At 62.8% G+C, this 20,280-nt stretch carries 17 protein-coding genes; 8 read left to right on the top strand and 9 right to left on the bottom strand.

Features of this window, described 5'->3' with window-relative positions; genetic code table 11:
• Nucleotides 1–13: 13 nt before the first annotated feature.
• Nucleotides 14–394, bottom strand: a complete 381-nt coding sequence (locus tag ACLQ8T_RS12495) for a sterol carrier family protein (RefSeq protein WP_204722737.1) — start codon at nucleotides 392–394, stop codon at nucleotides 14–16.
• A 278-nt stretch (nucleotides 395–672) separates the two neighbouring features.
• Here ACLQ8T_RS12495 and purD point away from each other — a divergent pair, with 278 nt between their 5' ends.
• The 3 genes from purD (at nucleotide 673) to ACLQ8T_RS12480 (ending at nucleotide 3,276) form a co-directional block, all read left to right on the top strand.
• Nucleotides 673–1,959 carry a phosphoribosylamine--glycine ligase gene (gene purD / locus ACLQ8T_RS12490; RefSeq protein ID WP_204722736.1) on the top strand — a complete coding sequence of 429 codons (1,287 nt, stop codon included), beginning with the start codon at nucleotides 673–675 and terminating at the stop codon, nucleotides 1,957–1,959.
• A gap of 15 nt (nucleotides 1,960–1,974) precedes the next feature.
• Nucleotides 1,975–2,880, top strand: a complete 906-nt coding sequence (locus tag ACLQ8T_RS12485) for a phosphoribosylaminoimidazolesuccinocarboxamide synthase (protein WP_413454801.1) — start codon at nucleotides 1,975–1,977, stop codon at nucleotides 2,878–2,880.
• Nucleotides 2,881–2,991: 111 nt separating this feature from the next.
• Nucleotides 2,992–3,276 (top strand): iron chaperone, encoded by a 285-nt coding sequence (locus tag ACLQ8T_RS12480; protein ID WP_204722734.1) that lies wholly within the window; start codon nucleotides 2,992–2,994, stop codon nucleotides 3,274–3,276.
• A gap of 90 nt (nucleotides 3,277–3,366) precedes the next feature.
• Here ACLQ8T_RS12480 and ACLQ8T_RS12475 read toward each other — a convergent pair whose 3' ends face one another.
• From ACLQ8T_RS12475 to ACLQ8T_RS12460, 4 genes are all read right to left on the bottom strand, one after another.
• A complete protein-coding gene (locus ACLQ8T_RS12475; protein WP_413454800.1) occupies nucleotides 3,367–5,175 on the bottom strand; it encodes an ABC transporter ATP-binding protein in 1,809 nt (602 codons plus the stop codon).
• A complete protein-coding gene (locus ACLQ8T_RS12470) occupies nucleotides 5,172–7,007 on the bottom strand; it encodes an ABC transporter ATP-binding protein (protein ID WP_239543378.1) in 1,836 nt (611 codons plus the stop codon). Before ACLQ8T_RS12470 ends, ACLQ8T_RS12475 begins: the two co-directional genes overlap by 4 nt.
• Nucleotides 7,008–7,169: 162 nt before the next feature.
• On the bottom strand, nucleotides 7,170–8,123 hold the full coding sequence (locus ACLQ8T_RS12465; protein WP_073705827.1) for a metallophosphoesterase: 954 nt from the start codon (nucleotides 8,121–8,123) through the stop codon (nucleotides 7,170–7,172).
• 120 nt (nucleotides 8,124–8,243) lie between these two features.
• The gene (locus tag ACLQ8T_RS12460) at nucleotides 8,244–10,454 is read right to left on the bottom strand and encodes a transglycosylase domain-containing protein (RefSeq protein WP_413454799.1); all 2,211 of its coding nucleotides are present in this window, start codon (nucleotides 10,452–10,454) and stop codon (nucleotides 8,244–8,246) included.
• A gap of 327 nt (nucleotides 10,455–10,781) precedes the next feature.
• Between ACLQ8T_RS12460 and ACLQ8T_RS12455 the strand changes: the two genes are divergently transcribed.
• Nucleotides 10,782–11,258 carry a RidA family protein gene (locus ACLQ8T_RS12455; RefSeq protein WP_073705829.1) on the top strand — a complete coding sequence of 159 codons (477 nt, stop codon included), beginning with the start codon at nucleotides 10,782–10,784 and terminating at the stop codon, nucleotides 11,256–11,258.
• A gap of 61 nt (nucleotides 11,259–11,319) precedes the next feature.
• On the top strand, nucleotides 11,320–12,234 hold the full coding sequence (locus ACLQ8T_RS12450) for an NUDIX hydrolase (RefSeq protein ID WP_038991698.1): 915 nt from the start codon (nucleotides 11,320–11,322) through the stop codon (nucleotides 12,232–12,234).
• A 70-nt stretch (nucleotides 12,235–12,304) separates the two neighbouring features.
• Here ACLQ8T_RS12450 and ACLQ8T_RS12445 read toward each other — a convergent pair whose 3' ends face one another.
• Nucleotides 12,305–12,982, bottom strand: coding sequence for a Crp/Fnr family transcriptional regulator (locus ACLQ8T_RS12445; RefSeq protein ID WP_131088916.1), 678 nt, complete (start codon nucleotides 12,980–12,982; stop codon nucleotides 12,305–12,307).
• 204 nt (nucleotides 12,983–13,186) lie between these two features.
• On the opposite strand from ACLQ8T_RS12445, the gene ACLQ8T_RS12440 reads away from it, so the two are divergent.
• Complete coding sequence (locus ACLQ8T_RS12440) at nucleotides 13,187–14,377, top strand: MarP family serine protease (protein WP_204722730.1); 1,191 nt, start codon at nucleotides 13,187–13,189, stop codon at nucleotides 14,375–14,377.
• A 9-nt stretch (nucleotides 14,378–14,386) separates the two neighbouring features.
• Here ACLQ8T_RS12440 and aroQ read toward each other — a convergent pair whose 3' ends face one another.
• Nucleotides 14,387–14,839 carry a type II 3-dehydroquinate dehydratase gene (gene aroQ / locus ACLQ8T_RS12435; RefSeq protein ID WP_204722729.1) on the bottom strand — a complete coding sequence of 151 codons (453 nt, stop codon included), beginning with the start codon at nucleotides 14,837–14,839 and terminating at the stop codon, nucleotides 14,387–14,389.
• 129 nt (nucleotides 14,840–14,968) lie between these two features.
• Nucleotides 14,969–16,945, bottom strand: coding sequence for an acetate--CoA ligase (gene acs / locus ACLQ8T_RS12430; protein ID WP_204722728.1), 1,977 nt, complete (start codon nucleotides 16,943–16,945; stop codon nucleotides 14,969–14,971).
• A 203-nt stretch (nucleotides 16,946–17,148) separates the two neighbouring features.
• Between acs and nth the strand changes: the two genes are divergently transcribed.
• Both nth and ACLQ8T_RS12420 read left to right on the top strand, forming a co-directional pair.
• Nucleotides 17,149–17,943, top strand: coding sequence for an endonuclease III (gene nth, locus ACLQ8T_RS12425; RefSeq protein WP_413454798.1), 795 nt, complete (start codon nucleotides 17,149–17,151; stop codon nucleotides 17,941–17,943).
• Nucleotides 17,940–18,617 carry an NUDIX hydrolase gene (locus ACLQ8T_RS12420; RefSeq protein WP_413454797.1) on the top strand — a complete coding sequence of 226 codons (678 nt, stop codon included), beginning with the start codon at nucleotides 17,940–17,942 and terminating at the stop codon, nucleotides 18,615–18,617. The genes nth and ACLQ8T_RS12420 overlap by 4 nt, the downstream gene beginning before the upstream one ends.
• Nucleotides 18,618–18,623: 6 nt before the next feature.
• On the opposite strand, the gene ACLQ8T_RS12415 is transcribed toward ACLQ8T_RS12420, so the two are convergent.
• Nucleotides 18,624–20,273, bottom strand: coding sequence for a bifunctional 3'-5' exonuclease/DNA polymerase (locus tag ACLQ8T_RS12415; RefSeq protein WP_204722725.1), 1,650 nt, complete (start codon nucleotides 20,271–20,273; stop codon nucleotides 18,624–18,626).
• Nucleotides 20,274–20,280 lie beyond the last annotated feature (7 nt).

Genomic DNA, 20,280 nt, shown 5'->3' with positions numbered 1-20,280 from the left:
TTGCTCCATGCCCTTAAGGGTACTCAATAAGTGGTAGGTGTGCTGACAAGTCTGCCCTAAGTCCCGAAGCGTGCAATTGCCCAGTTTGCAGGGCTTCGGCCCAACTTATGCGGCCAGTAGCCAAGGAAAGCCAGAGTTCAGCAGGCATTTCGACCACATTCGGGGGAGTTCCGCGGGTATGCCGAGGCCCGGCTATGCACTGAGTCACACCGAAGGGCGGAACGCGCACCTCGACCGAATTGCCTTCGGCGCGGGAAGCCAGCTCCTCCAGCGAAAACCGCACTGCTGTGGCCAGCACCGGCCGGGCTGTTTTTCCTTGTCCCTGCGCGGTTGAGGACCATTCTCGCAAGGCCGCTCGGCCAGCGGTTTCATCAACGCGCCTTTTGATTGCCATGGGTCGATTCCACTTTCTCTCAATGACAGAGAAACGTCATATTCCTCTGTTCAAGATCTCTGCCGCGGATCCGGGACAACCGTAAATCCAGCCATGCCAACTCTAGTCCAGCTGGCCGAACGCCAGCTGACAGCTTCGAAGGTGCTCAGGTGCAATACCGGAAGCGAACTCGCCCGGCGTGCGGGGACCCGGCAGCCGTTCGAGTGCAGGGCTGGACGCTGGCCTCGCGTGCGTCATAGACGCGGTTGGCCCATGGATTCTCCGGTAAACTCGACCGCGTGAAGGTACTGGTTATTGGCCCAGGCGGCCGTGAACATGCAATTGTCCGTGCACTGAGTGCAGACCCCTACGTCAACGAAGTTCATTGCGCCCCCGGCAACGCCGGTATCGCACAGGACGTCACCACCCATGCAATCGACGCGCAGGACCCTGCAGCAGTCGTCGCGCTGGCCCAGGAACTCGGCAGCGACCTGGTGGTTGTCGGACCTGAAGCGCCCCTGGCCGCGGGCGTCGCCGATGCCCTGATCGCCGCGCAGATCCCGGTCTTCGGCCCGACCCAAGCCGCCGCACAGCTCGAAGCCTCCAAGGCTTTCGCCAAGAACGTCATGGCTGCCGCCGAGGTTCCCACCGCGATGGCCCATGTGGCCGCGACCCGCGAGGAAGCCGCCAATGCGCTGGATGACTTCGGTGCACCGTACGTGGTCAAGGACGACGGCCTGGCCGCCGGCAAGGGCGTGGTGGTCACCAGCGATCGCGAGGAAGCCCTGGAGCACGCAGATGCGTGCTTCGCTGCCGACGGCACCGTCGTCATCGAGGAATTCCTCGACGGCCCGGAAGTGTCCCTGTTTGTCATCTGCGATGGCAAGCATGCGGTTCCGCTGTCCCCGGCGCAGGACTTCAAGCGCATCTTCGACAATGACGAAGGCCCGAACACCGGCGGCATGGGTGCCTACTCGCCGCTGGAATGGCTGCCGGAGAACTTCGTCGACGAGGTCATGGACCGTGTCGCCTACCCGACCCTGCGCGAGATGGAAAAGCGCGGCACCCCGTTCACCGGCGTGCTGTACTGCGGCTTGGCCATCACCAAGCGCGGCATCCGCGTGATCGAGTTCAACGCCCGCTTCGGCGACCCGGAAACCCAGGCTGTGCTGGCACGCCTGAAGACCCCGCTGGGCGGGGTGCTGCTGGCTGCCGCCACGGGCCGGCTCGATGATGCAGAGCAGCTGACCTGGTCCGCGCAGACCGCTGTCGATGTGGTCATCGCCGCCGAGAACTACCCGGACACCCCGGTCAAGGGGGCAGCGATCTCCGGTCTGGAAGCAGCTAACGCAATCGACGGCGTGCACGTGATGCATGCAGGCACTTCTGCCGACGCGGACGGGAACATCATCGTTTCCGGCGGCCGCGTGCTGGCAGTGGTGGGCCTGGGCGATGGCCTGGCCGCGGCCCGCGCCGCGGCCTATGCCGGGGTAGCCGAGATCAGCTGGGATGGCGCCCAGTCGCGCACCGACATTGCGCTGAAGGCCGAACGCGGCGACATCGTCATCGCCAACGACAGCAAGTAGAGGACAACAGAACTCATGGCAGGATTCCAGACCGAAGTGCTCGACCTTAAAGGTTGGGATCATTTCTACTCGGGCAAGGTACGCGACCTGTACGTGCCTGCAGGAGCCAGCTTCGAGGAGACCGACCGGGTCCTCGTGGTGGCCTCCGACCGCATCAGCGCCTACGACTTCGTGCTCGCCAGCGAAATCCCGGACAAGGGCAAGGTGCTCACCCAGCTCAGCCTCTGGTGGTTCGAGCAGTTGGGCGGCTTCGCCAACCACGTGATCTCCACCGATGTGCCGGCCGCCGTGGACGGCCGCGCGATGGTGTGCAAGAAGCTTGAGATGCACCCGATCGAGTGCATCGCCCGCGGCTACCTGACAGGTTCCGGCCTGGCCGAATACAAGGTATCGCAGACGGTGTGCGAGCTGCCCCTGCCCGAGGGCCTGGTGGATGGTTCGCGCCTGGAACCGGCGCTGTTCACCCCGTCGGCCAAGGCCGAGGTGGGGGAGCATGACGAGAATATCTCCTTCGCCCAGACCGTGGACCGCGTGGGTACCGAGGTAGCCGAAGCGCTGCGCGAAAAGACCGTGGCCTTGTACGAGCAGGCCGAGAAGATCGCCCGCGCACGCGGCATCATCCTGGCCGATACCAAGGTTGAATTCGGCGCCGATCCGGCGACCGGCGAGATCACCCTGGGCGATGAGGTGCTGACCCCTGATTCCTCGCGATTCTGGGATGCCGAAACATACAAGCCGGGCCAGGCGCAGGCCAGCTTCGACAAGCAGTTCGTCCGCGATTGGCTGACCTCGGCCGAATCGGGCTGGGACAAGAACTCGGGCGAAGAGCCGCCGCTTCTGCCAGCGGAGATCATCGAGAAGACCCGTGCCCGCTACATCGAGGCCTATGAACGGCTGACCGGACAGGCCTTCAACGCCTAGCCCAGATGAACAGCGACAGGACCCCGCACCGCCGATTAAGGCAGTGTGGGGTCCTTGGGCTTAAGCCGAGCCATCTGGCGGCGGTTGGAATCGGGTGGTTAGACTCAAGGCATGGCTGGCAAAGCGGCAACGGTGGAAGCGTATCTCGATGCGCTGGAACCGGATTTCCGGGCGGAGCTGGAAAGGATTCGCGCCCTGGTGAAGGGACTGGTTCCGGAAGCGGAAGAAACCATGAGCTATTCGATGCCCACCCTGAAGTACAAGCAGCGTGCCTTGGTTTACTTCACCGCGTCGAAGAAGCACCTGAGCTTCTACCCATCCTGCCGGGCCATTGAGGAACTGGAAGACCGGTTGGAGGGCGTCAGCAAGACCGTCCATGCCATCCGATTCACTTAGGCCGCGCCGTTGCCCGACGACCTGGTCAGGGACCTCGTGCTCGTCCATGTCCGGGAGATTGACGCGGGAAGGCAGTAGGCGCCCGCCAAGCTACACCAGCGAGTCCTTCCACGCCTTGTGCAGGGCCGCGAAGCGCCCGTCATCGGCAATCAGCTGGGCCGGGGTGCCGTCCTCGGCGATCTTGCCGTCGTGGACCACCAGCACCCGGTCGGCGATCTGCACGGTGGACAGGCGGTGCGCAATGATCAGTGCGGTGCGGTTGCCCAGCAGGGTCTGCAGTCCGCGCTGCACTGCACGCTCGGAGGGGATATCCAAGGAGCTGGTGGCCTCATCCAGGATCAGCACCGCGGGATCGGCCAGGAAGGCGCGGGCGAAGGAGATCAGCTGGCGCTGGCCGGCCGAGACCCGTCCGCCACGCTTGTTCACGTCGGTGTCATAGCCTTCGGGCAGTTCCATGATGAACTCATGGGCACCGACTGCGCGGGCCGCATCCTGGATCTGTTCCAGCGATGCGCCGGGACGGCCCAGCGCGATATTCTCGGCCACCGAGCCGGAGAAGAGGAAGGCTTCCTGGGTGACCATAACGACGTGCTGGCGCAATTCCTTGTTGGACAGTTCGTTGACCGGCACCGAATCCAGTTCCAGGGTGCCCGAACGCAGGTCGTAGAAGCGGGCAATGAGCTTGGCCAGCGTGGACTTGCCGGCACCGGTCTGACCCACCACCGCCACGGTTTGTCCGGCCGGGATCCGCAGGTCGAATTCCTCCATGATCACCGGGCCGTCGCCGTAGCCGAAGACCGCGTCCTTGAAGACCAGCTCGCCGGCCACCTTGCCGATGCTGCGCGGGACGGCAGGCTCGCGCACGCTCGGTTCCTCCTCCAGCAGTCCCGAAACCTTCTCCAGTGCGGCGGTGGCAGACTGCAGCGAGGAGTAGAACATGGCGATCTGCTCGACTGGCTGGAACAGGCGCTTGGATGCGAGCAGGATCGCCACCATCGCGCCGACCTGCATGGTGCCGTCAATGATGCGGAACCCGCCGTAGGCCAGCAGCGAGGCCACCGTCAGGTTGCCGATCAGCACCAGGCCGGGCTGCAGCACGCCGAAGAGGTTGAAGGAACGTACCGAGTTCACCCGGTACTGCTCGGCGAGATCCGAGTAGTTCTCGTCGTTGGCTGCCTCGCGGCGGAACGCCTTGACCGCGCGGATGCCGGTCATCGTCTCCACAAAGGTGGAGATGACCCGGGCCGACACCACGCGGGATTCGCGGTAGAGGACCTCGGATTGGCGCTGGTACCAGAAGAACAGGAGCGTGACCGGGATGGCTGCAACGCAGACCACCAGGCCGCTGCGCCAGTCGAGGAAGAAAATCGAGGCCAGGGTGAAAACCACGAACACGCAGGAGGAGGCCAGTTCCGAAACGCCCTGGTCCAGCAGTTCGCGCAGTGTTTCCAGATCAGAGGTCTGCCGGGAAATGATCCGCCCGGAAGTGTAGTTCTCGTGGAATTCGAGGCTCAAGCGCTGGGTATGGCGGAAGACCTGCTGGCGAAGATCCAAGAGCATCGCCTGGGAGATCCGTGCCGCGCTGGTGATGTACCAGGAGAGCAGTACGCCGCTGAGGACCGCACCGAGGATGTAGCCTGCACCGGTCAGCCCCAACGCGCCCCAGTTGCCTTCGCGCACCTGCGGCAAGGTCCAGTCGATGGCGAAGGCGATCAGCACCGGAAGCAGCACGCGCGCCGCATTGGATACCAGCACCAGAACCACGGTGAGGATGAAAAGCTTCTTCTGCGGCATGGCCAGGGCGGCCAGCAGCCGGAAGGAGCGCTGGCGCACGACCTTGCGTTCGGCCGCAGAGAGCTTGATGGCGTCTTCATTGGCAACGCCCAGGGGCTTGCTCATCGGGAAACCTCCGAGGTGGCTGGCTGCTCTTCGTCGTCCAGGCTGGCGATGACGAAACGGTAATGCTCATTGGTGCTCAGCAGATGGGTGTGGCTGCCCACCGCATCGATGCGGCCGTCACGCAGCAATGCCACCCGGTCGGCGAGCATCACGGTTGAGGGCCGGTGCGCCACGATCAGCGTGGTGGTCCCGGCCAGCACTTCGCGCAGCCGCTCGGTGACCAGTTCCTCGGTGCGCACATCCAGGGCCGACAGCGGGTCGTCGAGAACCAGGACGCTCGGGCGTGCCGCGATGGCACGGGCCAGGGCGATGCGCTGGCGTTGCCCGCCGGAGAGCGAAAGGCCCTCCTCGCCGATCAGGGTGTCCACCCCGTCGGGCAGGGTATAGGCGAACTGCGCCTGGGCGACGTCCAATGCTTCTGAAAGCAGCGCTTCGCGCTGCCGCTCATCGAGGTGTTCCGGTGCGCCGAGCAGCACATTGCCGCGAATGCTGGTGGAAAACAAGGTGGTGTCCTCGAAAGCCACGGCGATTTCCGCTCGCAGCTGCTCAAGGTCCCAGTCCTTGACGTCCTGGCCATGGACCAGCACCTTGCCAGCGGTGGCTTCATGCAGGCGAGGCACCAGGTTCAGCAAGGTGGACTTGCCCGAACCGGTGATGCCCACCAGCGCCATGGTTTCCCCGGGGCGGATTTCCAGATTGATGTCGGCCAGGATCGGCCGGCGGGTGCCGGCGGTATCAGGGTAGGCGAAGCGCACATGCTCCAGCTTCACGCTGCCATCGCGTTCTGCCGGGATCTGCGGCTGTGCGGGGGAGGCGATGTCGTTGATTGAATCCATCACTTCGAAATGCCGGTCCAGGGCAGTTTTGGTGCTCAGCGTCATGCCCAGCAGCATGCCCATGCCTTCGACGGGGCCGGCGATGACCGCGGCGATCGCGAAATAGGCCACCAGCGAGCCGACGCTCAACGTGCCGTTGGCGACCTGGGCAAGGCCGATGACCAAGCCGATGCCCAGAATGGTTTCGGGGACGGCAACGACGGTGAGCAGGAAGCTGGCCAGCGTCTTGGCCTTGGTGATTTCGGTTTCCTGCAGGGACTTGGCCTGGGCGTTGAAGCCCTCGTAGACGTGCGGCCCGCGGCCAAAGGCCTTGATGACCCGGATGCCGTGCACGGATTCTTCCACGGCGGTGGCCAGATCGCCGGCTTGGTCCTGGCTTCGCCGGCTGGCGGCCCGGTAGTCGTTGCGGAAGCGGTAGGCCTTGATGGCAATCGGGATGGAACCCAGCAGGTAGAGCAATCCCAGGATCCACGAATGGGTGAACATCAGCACCAGGCCGGTGATGACGGTGACGGTTTCAACTACCAGCATCATCGCGCCGAAGGCGAGCCAGCGGCGCAAGAGGGACAGGTCCGACATGGACCGGGAGAGCAGCTGTCCCGAGCCCCAGCGTTCGTGAAACGCCACAGGCAGGCGTTGCAGGTGCTTGTAGAAGCGGATGCGCATCTGCGCTTCAAGGCCTGCTGCGGGATTCAGCACGAATTGGCGGCGCAGGAAGATCAGCAGCGCTTCGACGAAGCCCAGCGCGGCGATGATGCCGACGGAAATCCACACTTCCGAGGCCGCTCCATCACGCTGCAGCACGACGTTCACCAGCCAGGCGAGGACCTGTGGGATGGCCAGGGCGACAATGCCTGCTCCGAGCGCGCAGAGGAAACCGCAAACGAGCCGAGGGAAAATCGGCTTGACGAAGGGAGCGAGACGCTTCAGTGTTGCAGTGAGCGGGACCGGATCATCGGATCCATTCGGTTGAGCCTGAGCCACGGTACCCCGCATTCATCCAGAAGTTTGACAGATCTACAGACTACCGGCAGTAGTTGGGATAATTCAATCAATACGCCACTTTGGGAAAGAAGTGCTTCACAATGGATGCTAATAATCCCCGGCCGAGCACCAGCAAGGTGCTAGACCGGGGATTATCTGGAAGAATTTCCTGCTTTAGCCGCGGGCCGCCAGGGTGACCAGCACGGCCTCCGGCGGGCAGGCAAAGCGGATCGGAGCGAATCTCGAAGTGCCGATGCCGGCGGAAACGTTCAACGGAACGGTGTTGCCGTTGTAGTCCCAATCGGTCAAGCCGCGGGCACGCCAAGTCGGCAGGTCGCAGTTGGAGACCAATGCGCCGTACCCGGGGATGCAAACCTGGCCGCCATGGGTGTGGCCGGCGAAAATGACATCGGCCTGCGCCTCGGTGAATTGGTCCAGGACCCGCTGGTAGGGAGCGTGGGTGAGCGCGATCCGCACGTGGGGCGCCTGGTTGCTGGAGGAGGACCCGCGCGGCCAGCCCGCGAAGTGGTCGAGATCGAGGTGCGGATCATCGACACCTGAAAGGTCCAGGCGCAGGCCGTTGAGCACGGTGGAATGCGCGCGGTTGGACATATTGATCCAGCCGGCGCTGCCGAAGGCACGGTGCATCTCTTCGAACGGTAGCTTGTCGCGGGAGGCTGGACTGGGGGTTCCGGTTGAGGGAGCCAAGTACTTGAACGGGTTCTTCAGCTTCGGAGCGTAATAGCAGTTCGAGCCGGGAACGAACGCGCCGGGGAAAGCCATCAGCGGTTCCAGCGCCTTGATCAGGGCCGGTACGCCCTTGCGGTGGCTGAGGTTGTCGCCGGTGTTGATGACGAAGTCGGGCTCCAGATCTGCCAGGCTGCGCAGCCACCGGGTTTTGGCTTCCTGCCCCGGAACCATGTGGATGTCCGACAGGTGCAGGACCTTGATGTCGCCGTATCCGCGCGGCAGGACCTTGAGCGTCTCATGGCGCAGCCCGAACTTCTGGGCCTCCAGCATGCCGTAGCCCACTAGTGCGCCGCCGATGGCCAGGGCGCCGCTGGCGGCGAGGGCCGCCGTGCCACTGGCGTGGCGCAATGCCGAAACGAAATTATTCTGTTCAACCATGACTTCTGTGCCATCGTCCTTTCAAGCCCTGCGGCCACTTCTGCTGAAGTTCTCCTATGCCAATCTAAACCGGAAGGCCGCGTTCAACCAAAGTTGAACGCGGCCTTCACAGCTCACGAGCTAGTCATCGGACTTATTGCCGTTTCCGTTGCCATTCCCATTGCCGTTGTCGTTTCCCCGGCCAATGTCGCGGGCGTCAGGCTTCGAGGAGGATTCTTCCTTCGGCTTGGAATCGTCATTCGACTCTTCCTTGTCGTTGTCCTTCTCATCCGAGTTGGACTTGGATTCCTCTTCTTCCTTCGGCTTTGGCGGAGGCGGCTGGCGGCGGGCCGAGCCGAAGGAGCCGCGGTCGTATTCGTACACTGCCTCTTCCATGAAGTCCACCCAGAGCGGGGCGGCGTAGGTCGAGGAGTCGACCATCCACGGTGCCTTCTCGTCGTTGATCATCGCGCCGTGCATCTGGTTCTTCTCTTCACCGGCCTTGCCATCCAGACGGCCTACCCACGCCGCGGTGGAAATGCCGGTGGTGTAGCCGACGAACCAGGTCGATGAGGCGTAGTTGTTGGTCCCGGTCTTGCCAGCGATCGGGCCGGCTACCCGGCCCTTGGAGACGCGCTTGGTGGCGATCTTCTGCAGGGTGCCGTTCAGATCGGCAATATAGGTCGGGTCGATCTGCTGGGAGCAGGATTCCTTCTTGACCTTGTACTCGTTGCCGTCCTTATCGGTTACGCCGGTGATGGCGCGTGGTTCGCAGTATTCGCCCTTGTTGGCGAACGCCGCAAAGGCCGCGGCCTGGGACAGCGGAGTGATTTCTGCCGAGCCAATGACGAACGAAGGGTTCGCCGGGCTGATTGGAGCTGGCCCGCCCTTGGCACCTTGATCGAGCACCCCCAATTTCTCGGTGTAGTCGGCGATGGTGCACAGGTCGGTCTTGAAGGCCTCCTGGACAGTTGCGGAGTTAATCGACCAGTACAGGCCGGTATCCACGGTCATCGTGCGGTAGAAGCCAGGCGATGCATTCCTTGGTTCCCACTTTGAACTGACAGATGTCGTGCCGCCGGGAAGGCATGACGCACGCCACTTGGTTCCGGGCATGAAGGCCTGCTTCTTGGCATTGATCTTGTCGTACATGTTGTTGCCTTCGGACAGCCAGCCCAGCGTGGTGTACGGCTTCATGGTCGAGCCGCCCTGGAAGCCGCCGGCACCGCCAAGCGAACGCTCTACAGCGAAATTGTAGTAGGTGTTCTCGCCCGAGTTCTTAATTTCCGGACCGTAAGTGGTGTTCTGCGCCATGGTCAGGATCTTGCCGGTGCCCGGCTCGACCGAAACGATGGAGGAGTAGACATCCGTGTTGGACTTGGCCTTCGGATCAATGGCCTTCGCGGAGTCCTTGGCAGCCTTCTTGTTCAGCTTGCTGTTCAGGGTGGTCTTGACGGTCAGGCCCCCGCGGTACAGCAGGTTTTCGCGATCTTCCTTGGTCTTGCCATAGGTGTCATCGGCAAGGATCAAGTTGGTGACGTAGTCGCAGAAGTAGGCATTTTCCTTGGCCGCGGTGCAGCCGGAAGGCGAGATGCTCGGATCCAGTTCAAGATCCGACTTGACTGCCTGGTCGTATTCCTTTTTGGTGATCGCGCCGGTGCGGTACATGTTGCCCAGCACCTTGTTGCGGCGATCGATGGAACGCTCAGGGTTGTTGATCGGGTTGTAGACGTTAGGCAGCTGGACCATGCCGGCAAGCATGGCAGACTGCTGCAAGTTCAAGTCCTTGGCGTCGACCGAATAGAAGCGCTGAGCGGCAGCCTGCACGCCATACTCGCGACCCGAGAAGAGGACCAGGTTCAGGTAGCCCTCCAGGATCTCGTCCTTGGACATTTCCTTTTCGATAGCCACCGCATACTTCAGTTCGCGGATCTTGTCTGCATAATCCTTCTGGCCGGAGACGGTGGATTCTTCCGCACCAGTGAGCACCTGGTTGTTCACCAGCAGGTTGTTGACGTACTGCTGGGTCAAGGTGGAAGCGCCAGAGCGGCTCGAGGAGGTGAGGTTGCCGACAACTGCACGGGCGATGCCCTTGGGGTCGATGCCCTTGTGCTCGTAGAAGCGCTCGTCTTCCACCGAGATGATCGCCTTGCGCATGTTCGGCGAGATGTCATCTAGCTTCACAGGCTGGCGATTTTGCTGGTAGAAGGTCGCAATCGTCTTGCCGTCCGCGTCAAGGATCGTGGAAGGCTCCGGGATAGGGAGCTTCTCGAATGAGCTCGGGAGGGCGCTGACGATGTTGTTACCAGTGGTCAAACCGGTTTTAGCGATAGCTGCAATGGGCACGAGCATGCCTGCTGCGAGCACACCACACAGGGCGCTGATTCCGAAGAATGCAACGACTTTTCCCAGAGTGGTAGCTGTATCAAAAAAGGGGGACTTCTTGGCTGCCATACCCACTAGTTTACAAGGACGCGCTAACGTATCGAGTATGACTAAATGGGAATACGCCACTTTGCCGCTTTTGATTCACGCTACGAAGCAGATTTTGGACCAGTGGGGTGATGACGGCTGGGAGCTGGTAACCGTCGTTCCTGGACCCAATGGCTCATCTCCAGTGGCCTACATGAAGCGTCCGAAAGCCTAACGGGCATCAACATTTACTGAAGGAGAAATCCCATGCAAGAAGCTACTTCCTCGCGTGTCGAGGCTCGCCTGGCCGAGCTTGGCCATGCCTTGCCAGCTGTGGCAAAGCCGGTTGCGGCGTACCTGCCTGCCGTTACTTCCGGCAACTACGTTTACACCTCCGGTCAGCTTCCGCTGATTAAGGGTGAACTCACAGCGGTTGGAAAGGTTGGCGCCGAAGTTTCAGCCGAGGAAGCAAAGGCCCAGGCACAGACCGCCGCGCTCAACGCGCTGGCAGCCATCAAGGCGGAAATTGGTGATCTAGATCGCATTAAGCGCATCGTGAAGGTTGTCGGTTTCGTGTCGTCGGCACCGGACTTCACCGGACAGCCAGGAGTCATCAACGGAGCCTCCGAATTCTTCGGCGAAGTTCTCGGCGATGCAGGCCTGCATGCACGTTCGGCCGTCGGCGTAGCCGTACTGCCGCTGGATGCACCTGTCGAGGTTGAGGTCATCGCCGAATTTGAGTAATTCAGGCCAGTTTCCCGTTGCGCGGTCCCGACGGGCTTTCCCGTCGGGACCGCGCAGCGGCATGGTTCGACGGCTCTTCGACCTGCCGCCGCATCAGATTGCCACCGCCGAAAACTGGTTCTCTTTCGGTTCGCGCACCCCGCGCACCCCGCGGCGAGCGTCCTCTGTGTGCCTTGTGAGGGATTCCTCCCACGGTGTGGAAACCTACCTGACTTATCGCCCCGGGGGCTCTCCTCTGGGCAACGTAGCCTTCCCGGGCGGCAGCCATGAGACGAGCGACCGTGCCACCTACCAATGGTTCGGCCCGAGCCTGTCCCAATGGTCCAAGCGCATGGACTTGCTGGATCAGCAGCTGGTTCAGGCCTATCTTGTTTGCGCCATTCGCGAGCTCTTCGAAGAGACCGGGATCCTGCTGGCCGGAACCGACGAGCAATCCGTCGTTGAAATGACCGATGCCGAAGACTGGATGACCGCCCGCGAAGCCATCGCCGGACAAGATCTTGCCTTTGACGAATTCCTGCGCCGCCGCGGACTCGGTTTGCGTACCGACCTTCTGCGTCCTGTATCGCACTGGCTCAATCCGAACTTTGCCCTGCGCCGCTTCGACACCTGGTACTTCACCGCCACCGTGCCGAACCGCCAGGAAGCCTCATTGCTGCGTGGCAAAGGAAAATGGGGACGTTGGTCTGCTGCCGGAGACATCTTGGCAAAGCGCGGCACCAGCGAGCTGGGGGACAGCATTGGCCAACCGAACACGGTGAACCTCACGCTCTCGGAGATCAGCTACCCGGCGGTGGAAATGATCCTGGAGGCCATGGCGGAAGCCAACGGAGTGATCGCCTACCTCTCGCGGGCGCGATCGCTGAACCTCAAGCATCCGGATCTGCTGGTGCGCGATGGAATCTACTACCTGGAAGTCCTGGGATCCATCAGCGCCGAGTCCTCCCGGCCGTGGCAGACCACTGCCGGGCACTGAGCACACTGCTTAAAACACAACAGGCCGAAAATCCTTTGAGGATTTTCGGCCTGAAATGCTTTGTCGTACTTTAGCGCGAACGCTGGCGCAGGCGCTGGATGTCCAGGATCACGACGGCGCGTGCTTCCAGGCGCAGCCAGCCGCGCTGGACGAACTCGGCCAGGGCCTTGTTCACGGTTTCGCGGGAAGCACCAACCAGCTGAGCCAGCTCTTCCTGAGTCAGTTCGTGGGCAACCAGGATGCCGTCGGTAGCCGGGCGGCCGAAGCGGTCAGCCAGATCCAGCAGCGCCTTGGCAACGCGGCCAGGAACGTCAGAGAAGACCAGATCGGCCAGGGACTCATTGGTGCGACGCAGACGTGCAGCCAGAGCCTGCAGCAGCTGGATCGAGACCTCAGGGGAGTTCAGGATAGCCTTGCGCATGTTCTCGTGGCTCAGGCCAGCCAGGCGGGTTTCAGACACGGCGGTGGCGGTAGCGTTGCGTGGGTGTGGATCGAACAAAGCCATTTCGCCAAACAGTTCGCCCGGGCCAAGAACAGCAATCAGGTTCTCGCGACCATCCGAAGAGGTGCGGCCGAGCTTGATCTTGCCAGAAACGATGAAGTACAGACGGTCACCCTGATCGCCTTCACGGAACACCGATGCACCGCGGGACAGATCAACCTCGGTCAATTCTTCGGTTAGCGCGGTGAAAACTTCGTCACCAAGCGACGCAAACAGTGGCGCGCGACGCAGTACCTCGATATCCATTAAATCTCCTGTCAACAGTAGTAGGCGCTTACTTCATTGTGCCGTATTCGGTAACAATGTGACAGTTTCCACACGTGGTTTAACCAAGAAAATGTTGAAAATCACGCACATTCGACTAAAACTCGCGAATCTGCTCGCAGAAATCCATCAGCTTCTAAGGGTACCTTGGGTCTATACGAACTTAATGAATGAACTGGGGTCTGGGTGCTGGGAATTTTCAGCTGGCTCGATGTAGTCATCTGCGGTGTGTTGCTGATGTTCTTCATCGTTGGAGTTCGCCGAGGCTTCCTCCTGACAGTTGGCGACATGCTCGGCCTGCTCGTCGGTGGCGTCGCCGCATTCTTCGCGATCCCGTTGGTCTCCACTTTTGCCACGAACCCCTGGTGGCGTGTCGGGCTGATGATCGCCACCGCAGCGGTGCTGATCATCCTCGGCCAAGCGCTGGGACGGGTGATTGCCACCCGGATCCGGCACTGGATGAATGTCGATTTCCTGCGTGCGGCAGACCGCATTGCCGGTGGCGTGCTGTCGGTGTTCATCACCGCCACAATCATCGGTGGCTTGGCCTTTTCCACAGCAAGCATGGGCATTCCGAGGCTTTCGCTGGAGATCAGCAAGTCCAAGATGATCGACTCGATTCGCGGCCTGACACCCGAGTTTGTCGATGCGGCCATATCCACCGCACGATCCAAGGTGATCGCTGAAACCCTGCCAGCGTTCCTGGAGCCATTCGCGCCTCCGGTACAGGCGCCAGTGGACACCGAATGGGCCGCCAATGACCTGCAGCTGGCGGCCGCGCAATCGGCGGCCAAGATCTCCGGCACCGCCGTGCAGTGCGGCGTGAACCTGACCGGCTCGGGCTTCGTTGTCGACCACCAATTGGTCATGACGAATGCGCACGTGGTGGCCGGATTGAGCGCGGCAACCGTGGAAGTCGGCGGTGACGAAGTTCACCGCGGAAAGGTTGTCTATTTCGATCCCCAGGCGGACATCGCGCTGCTTTACGTCGAGGGACTGCAGGCTGAGCCCATCGACCTGGCCACCGATGACCTGATGCGTGGCGACTCGGCAACATTCGTCGGCCACCCGTCGGGAGGACCGCAGCAGATCCGCGGAGCGCTGATCGCCTCGCGCGCCTTCGTCTCCATCGCCAACATCTATGGCGAAGACCCGTCGCGGATTTCGGTCTACCAGCTCAGTGCGGAAGTGGCGCAGGGCAATTCCGGCGGACCGCTGCTGGATGAATCCGGCGACGTGGTGGGTCTGATCTTCGCCAAATCCCGCAGCGATGACGAGGTGGGCTTCGCCCTGAGCCTCGAAGAGATCGAGCGAGCCTTGGAACTCGGCAGCCAGCGGCGCACCAGCATCAAGACCGGCGACTGCGTTTCCGGCTGATGCCTGCGGCTACTTGCCGAGCAAATGCGCGAGCTGCTGCACCGCAAGCTTGTAGCCATGCACGCCCGCACCGATGATGATCGAGCTGGCTACCGGCGAGATATAGGAATGGTGGCGGAAGGCCTCGCGCTTGTGCACATTGGAGATGTGCACCTCGATGGCCGGCAGCTGCACACCGCTGATCGCATCGGCCAGCGCTACCGAGGTATGGGTGAACGCACCGGGGTTCATGATGATGCCGACCGCGGTCGTGCGGGCATCGTGGATCGCGTCGATGAGCACGCCCTCGTGGTTGGACTGCACCGCGCGCACTTCCAGGCCGTAGGCGGCAGCGGTGTCGCTGGCCAGCTGCTCGACATCGGCCAGCGTGTCGTGGCCATAGATTTCCGGTTCCCGGGTGCCCAGCAGATTCAGATTGGGGCCGTTGAGCAGCAAGATGGCGTTCGATGCGTTCTCAGTCATGAACCCAAATCTATTACACGGAAGGCATAATCCAGCGTCGTTGCGCCGGGTCCGTAATACAAGAAGCCACCGTTCTTCCGCACCAGCGGTGCAGATGAACGGCGGCTCTTGCGGCAGCGCGTGCAGCGGCTACTTGCCCATGGACTGCGCGATCTGGCTCATGACCGTCGAATCCGAGAGCGTGGTGGCGTCGCCGACCTCGCGGCCTTCGGCCACGTCCTTGAGTAGGCGGCGCATGATCTTGCCCGAGCGGGTCTTGGGCAGCTCGGGCACCACCAGCACGTGCTTCGGCTTGGCGATCGGACCGATGTCCTTGCCCACGTGGTTGCGCAGGGTCGCCACGACATCCTCGCCCTCGGCAGGCTCGGTCTGCAGGATCACGAACGCGACGACTGCCTCGCCGGTGGTCTCGTCCTTCGCCCCGACCACCGCGGCTTCGGCCACGTACGGGTGGGCTACCAGCGAAGACTCGATCTCGGTGGTGGACAGGCGGTGGCCGGACACGTTCATCACATCGTCCACGCGGCCCAGCAGCCAGATGTCGCCGTCGTCATCCTTCTTCGCGCCGTCGCCGGCGAAGTACATGTTCTCGAAGCGGGACCAGTAGGTGTCCTTGTAGCGTTCCGTGTCGCCCCAGATGCCGCGCAGCATGGCGGGCCATGGTTCGCGGATGACCAGGAAGCCGCCTTCGCCGTCGGCCACGGATTCGCCGGCTTCGTCCACCACGTCAATGGCGATGCCCGGTACAGCGACCTGGGCCGAGCCCGGTTTGGTGGCGGTGACGCCCGGCAGCGGCGCGATCATGTGCGCACCGGTTTCGGTCTGCCACCAGGTGTCCACGATCGGAGCCGGGTGCTCCTTCTTCTCGCCGTTCTTGCCGTTGTTGGAGCCGATGACATCGCGGTACCACATCCAGGCTTCTGGGTTGATCGGTTCGCCCACCGAACCGAGCACGCGCAGCGAGGAGAGGTCGTAGCCGTCCGGGATCTCGCGGCCCCACTTCATGAAGGTGCGGATGGCGGTCGGCGCGGTGTACAGGATGGTGACGCCGTACTTCTCCACGATTTCCCACCAGCGGCCCTGGTGCGGGGTATCCGGGGTGCCTTCGTAGATCACCTGGGTGGCGCCGTTGACCAGCGGCGCGTAGGTGACGTAGGAGTGGCCGGTGACCCAGCCGATGTCTGCGGTGCACCAGAAGACATCGGTTTCCGGGTGCAAATCGAAGGTGTCGCGGTGGGTGACCGCGGTCTGAGTGAGGAAGCCGCCGGTGGTATGCACGATGCCCTTGGGCTTGCCGGTGGTGCCGGAGGTGTAGAGCACGAACAGCGGGTGCTCGGAGTCGTGGGGCACCGCGGTGTGCTCAGTGGCGGCGTTGCCGACCACGTCATCCCACCACTTGTCCAGCGCGCCGAATTCGGTAGGTTCGCCGTTGCGCTTGACCACCAGCACGTTTTCCACGGTGTGCCCCGGTGCTTCCAGGGCGGCATCCACTGCAGGCTTCAGCGGGCTCGGCTTGCCGCGGCGCCAGGTGCCATCGGCGGTGACCACGAGCTTGGCGTCGGCATCATCGATGCGGCTGCGCAGCGCGTCGGCGGAGAAGCCGCCGAAGACCACCGAGTGGATGGCGCCGATGCGGGCGCAGGCCAGCATGGTGATCACCGCTTCGGGGATCATCGGCAGGTAGACGGCGACGCGGTCGCCCTTGGCCACGCCCAGGGACTCGAAGGCGTTGGCGGCCTTCTTCACTTCCTCGGCCAGCTGTGCGTACGTGTAGCTGCGGGTATCGCCCGGCTCGCCTTCGAAGTAGATGGCCACGCGGTCGCCCCGGCCGTTCTCCACATGGCGGTCCAGTGCGTTATAGGCTGCGTTGAGCTTGCCGCCGACAAACCACTTGGCAACCGGCGCTTCAGACCAGTCGAGGGTTTCGGTGAAATCGGTGTCCCAGTCCAGTACCTGGCGGGCCTGGTCCGCCCAGTAGCCCAAGCGGTCTTCCTTGGCTGCGCCGTAGCGGGCCTGGGTGGCGATGGCTTGATCGCTGAAGTCCTTGCTTGGGGCAAAGGAGCGGGTTTCGGTCGACAGGTTGTCCAGGGTTTTCGAATCACTCACTGTGTTCGCGTCCTTCCACGTAGTCACAAATGTTTCTTTGTGATCAAAGTTACAGCCTCGGAGGATGAAGGTGTGCTTTGTGTCACTGCGATAACGGAAATCGGGTAATTTGTGCGCCAAGCGGTGGATTGAACGCGATGAACAGCATGCCGGGGCAGTGTCCCGGGGTGAAAACCCAGCGAGCTCATGACACGATCTAAAGCGTGGCGAAGAAACGTGAGAATGAAACCGAGCTGGGGCTGACGCGCCGGGCACGCAAGATCAACCGGGAACTGGCGCAGGCCTACCCCTACGCGGTGCCCGAGCTGGACTTCGAGACTCCCTTCGAACTGCTGGTAGCCACCGTGCTGTCGGCGCAGACCACCGACGTGCGGGTCAATGCCATCACTCCAGCGCTCTTCGCCCGTTTCCCCGACGCCCTCGCAATGAGCCAAGCCGAGCGTGCCGAGCTTGAGCAGCTGATCCGCCCCACCGGCTTCTTCCGCGCCAAGACGGATGCGCTGCTCGGGCTATCCGCTGCGCTGGTGGAACGCTTCGACGGCGAAGTGCCAGCCAAGCTCGACGAGCTGGTGAAGCTTCCCGGAGTGGGACGCAAAACCGCCAACGTCGTGTTGGGCAATGCCTTTGGTGTCCCCGGAATTACCGTGGACACCCATTTCGGGCGGCTGGCCAACCGCCTGGGCTGGACCGCTGAAACCGACCCGGTGAAGGTCGAGCACGCGGTGGGCGAACTATTCGAGAAACGCGACTGGACGATGCTCAGCCACCGGGTGGTCTTCCATGGCCGGCGCGTCTGCCATGCGCGCAAGCCCGCCTGCGGGGCGTGCGTTATCGCCAAGCTGTGCCCGTCGTACGGCATCGGCGAGGAAATACCGGCCAAGGCCAAAGCGTTGCTCAAGTATGAGCTTGCACCAGGACGGGAAGAACTGCTGGGGAAAATGATCGCCGGAGCAACTCGCCGCGAGCTGAGGGCTGAAGGATACGGATTGGACGCATGAGCGCACGCTTGGAATTGGAACAAGTCATCGCCCGCCACACGGCGCAGGTCGGGGCAACGCAGCGGCTGCCAAACGAGTGGGTGATGAACGAGATGGAGCTCGGTGCCGCGCGCCGGGCCGCGGTGCTGATCCTGTTCGGCGCGGCCGGCGAGGCAGTGCTGGAACCGCAGTCCCAGATGGACGACCTGGACCTGTTGTTCGTGGAGCGGGCAGCGACCCTGCGCAAGCATGCCGGGCAGATCGCCTTCCCCGGCGGCGGCATCGACCAGGAGGATCCGAGCGTTGCCAGCGCCGCTCTGCGCGAGGCATGGGAAGAAACCGGCGTGGATACCGCCGGCATCGAAGTGCTGGGTACCTTGGGGGAAACCGAGCTGCCGGTGTCGAACTTCCTGGTCACCCCGGTGCTCGGGTGGTGGCATACCGAATCCGAGGTGTATCCGGCGGACCCGGAAGAAAGCGCTGGGGTATTCCGCGCCCCGGTGGCGCACCTGCTGGATCCGAAGAACCGCTTGACCGGCGTGGTGCATCGCGGCACGCGGAAATTCAAGTCCCCGGCCTTCGATTTCGAAGACCGGATCATCTGGGGCTTCACCGCGATCGTGCTGGACCGTCTGTTCAACGAGCTGGGGTGGACCCGTCCGTGGGATAATCGGCGCGAACTGCGCATGGCCTGAGGCCGGCTATTTCGCGTCCGCGTAATTCCCTGAAATCGCTACGCTGACCGGGAAACGCGGCGAGGCCTGGCCGAACAGCGAGCGTCCGGCGAGCATGGCGGCGTGGCGGATTAGCTCCTGCAGCTGCCCGGCTAATTCGGTGGGGCATTCGAAGACAATTTCGTCATGGACGAAGAACACCTGGCGGCAACTTCGGCTCCACCCGGCCTGATGGATCAGGTGGCGCGCGTGGCCCATCCACACCAAGGCCCACTCGGCCGCGGTAGCCTGCACGACAAAATTCCTGGTGAACCGGCCACGGGCCCGCGCCGCCGAGTCAGCGGCCCGCTGCGATGCCTCATCGCTGGTTGCCCGCTGCGCCGCCAGCCACTGCTCATCTGCGGGAGGGCAGCCGCGGCCAAGGAAACTGCGCACACCTCCACCCTGTTCGCCAGCCTGTGCCGCCTGTCCGACAAAACGCATGGCGGTGGGAAAGCTGCGGGTCAGCGCCGCGCCGACGGTGCCCGAAGCACCGCCACCTCCGCCATAGATGACCGAGAGCATGCCCAGCTTGGCTTCATCGCGCGAAGCGACAAGCTTGGCGTCCAGCAGCCACTGGTACAGATCGTCTTGCTGGCCAGCCTTTTGCAGCTGCTGGTCATGGGAAATGGCCGCCAGGATGCGCGGTTCCAGCTGCCTGCCGTCGGCCACCACAAAGGTCGAACCTGCTGGGGCGCGAACGACCTGCCGGATGGAATGCGGCAATTGGAGCGCACCGCCACCTGAGGCCGCCCAACGTCCTGAAATGACGGTTCCCAGCACATAGTGCGGATGGAACCTGCCATTTTCCACCCATTGATCCAGCCAGGCATCGCCGTGGGTACTCGCAAGGCGGGAGAGCTTCTTGTATTCGAGGACCTCGGTAATCAGCGGATGCTTGATCTGCTCAAGTTCCCATGCCCGCACCGAGCTCACCGCGAAGCCGGCCTTGTGCAGGGCGCGCAGCAGTTCCTGCGGCGAATCGGGATTGAGTCCGGGACTGCCCAACGCCTCAGCCAGCTGCTGGGCCTTGGCAGCCAGCTTGGGAGGTCGTCCGTAGTCGGAGACGCGTTCGCCCAATTGCTCGCGCAGCAGGGCGCGGTGCCCGGCTTCATCCCACGGCAAGCCGGCCTCTTCCATTTCGCAGGCAATCACGGCGCCTACCGATTCGGCATGGATCAATAATTCCAGCCGACGGCGGGCATCGGGTTCTTGCGGCAGTGCGTCGCGTTGGGCAAGGTACATGGCGATCAGCTCGGCCAGCGACTCGCCGGTGACAGGTGCGGAGAAGAGCGCATCCTGGTTGGCCCATTCCCTGCCCTGGGGTGGCTGTTCAAAGTTGAAGTCATCGAGCGTCTTCGCGCTCAGCGGGGAACGGTGCAGGATGCGCTGCGCCAAGGAGAGAATGTAGGCCTTGGCCAGAAAAACCCCGGCTGCCGCGAGCGGCTGCATCCATGGGGTGGTGCGGAACATGGCCCAGCGGGGCGAATGCCGTGCCTCGGTTTCAGCGACGAATCCAGCCAGCTCTTCGCGGGAAACAGAGGAGACCGGCTGCAGCGAGTTGCCAGTGAGCTGGTCGCGGAGGTCGATGAGGGCATAGCCATCCGGGTCGGCGGCAAGGAAGGCGATGACACTCATGGATCTA

Origin of the sequence: Glutamicibacter sp. FR1, assembly GCF_047300825.1 — a bacterium.
GTDB lineage: Bacteria > Actinomycetota > Actinomycetes > Actinomycetales > Micrococcaceae > Glutamicibacter > Glutamicibacter nicotianae.
The sequence above is the reverse complement of the archived record's forward strand: the minus strand, read 5'-3'. Positions and strand labels throughout refer to the sequence as shown.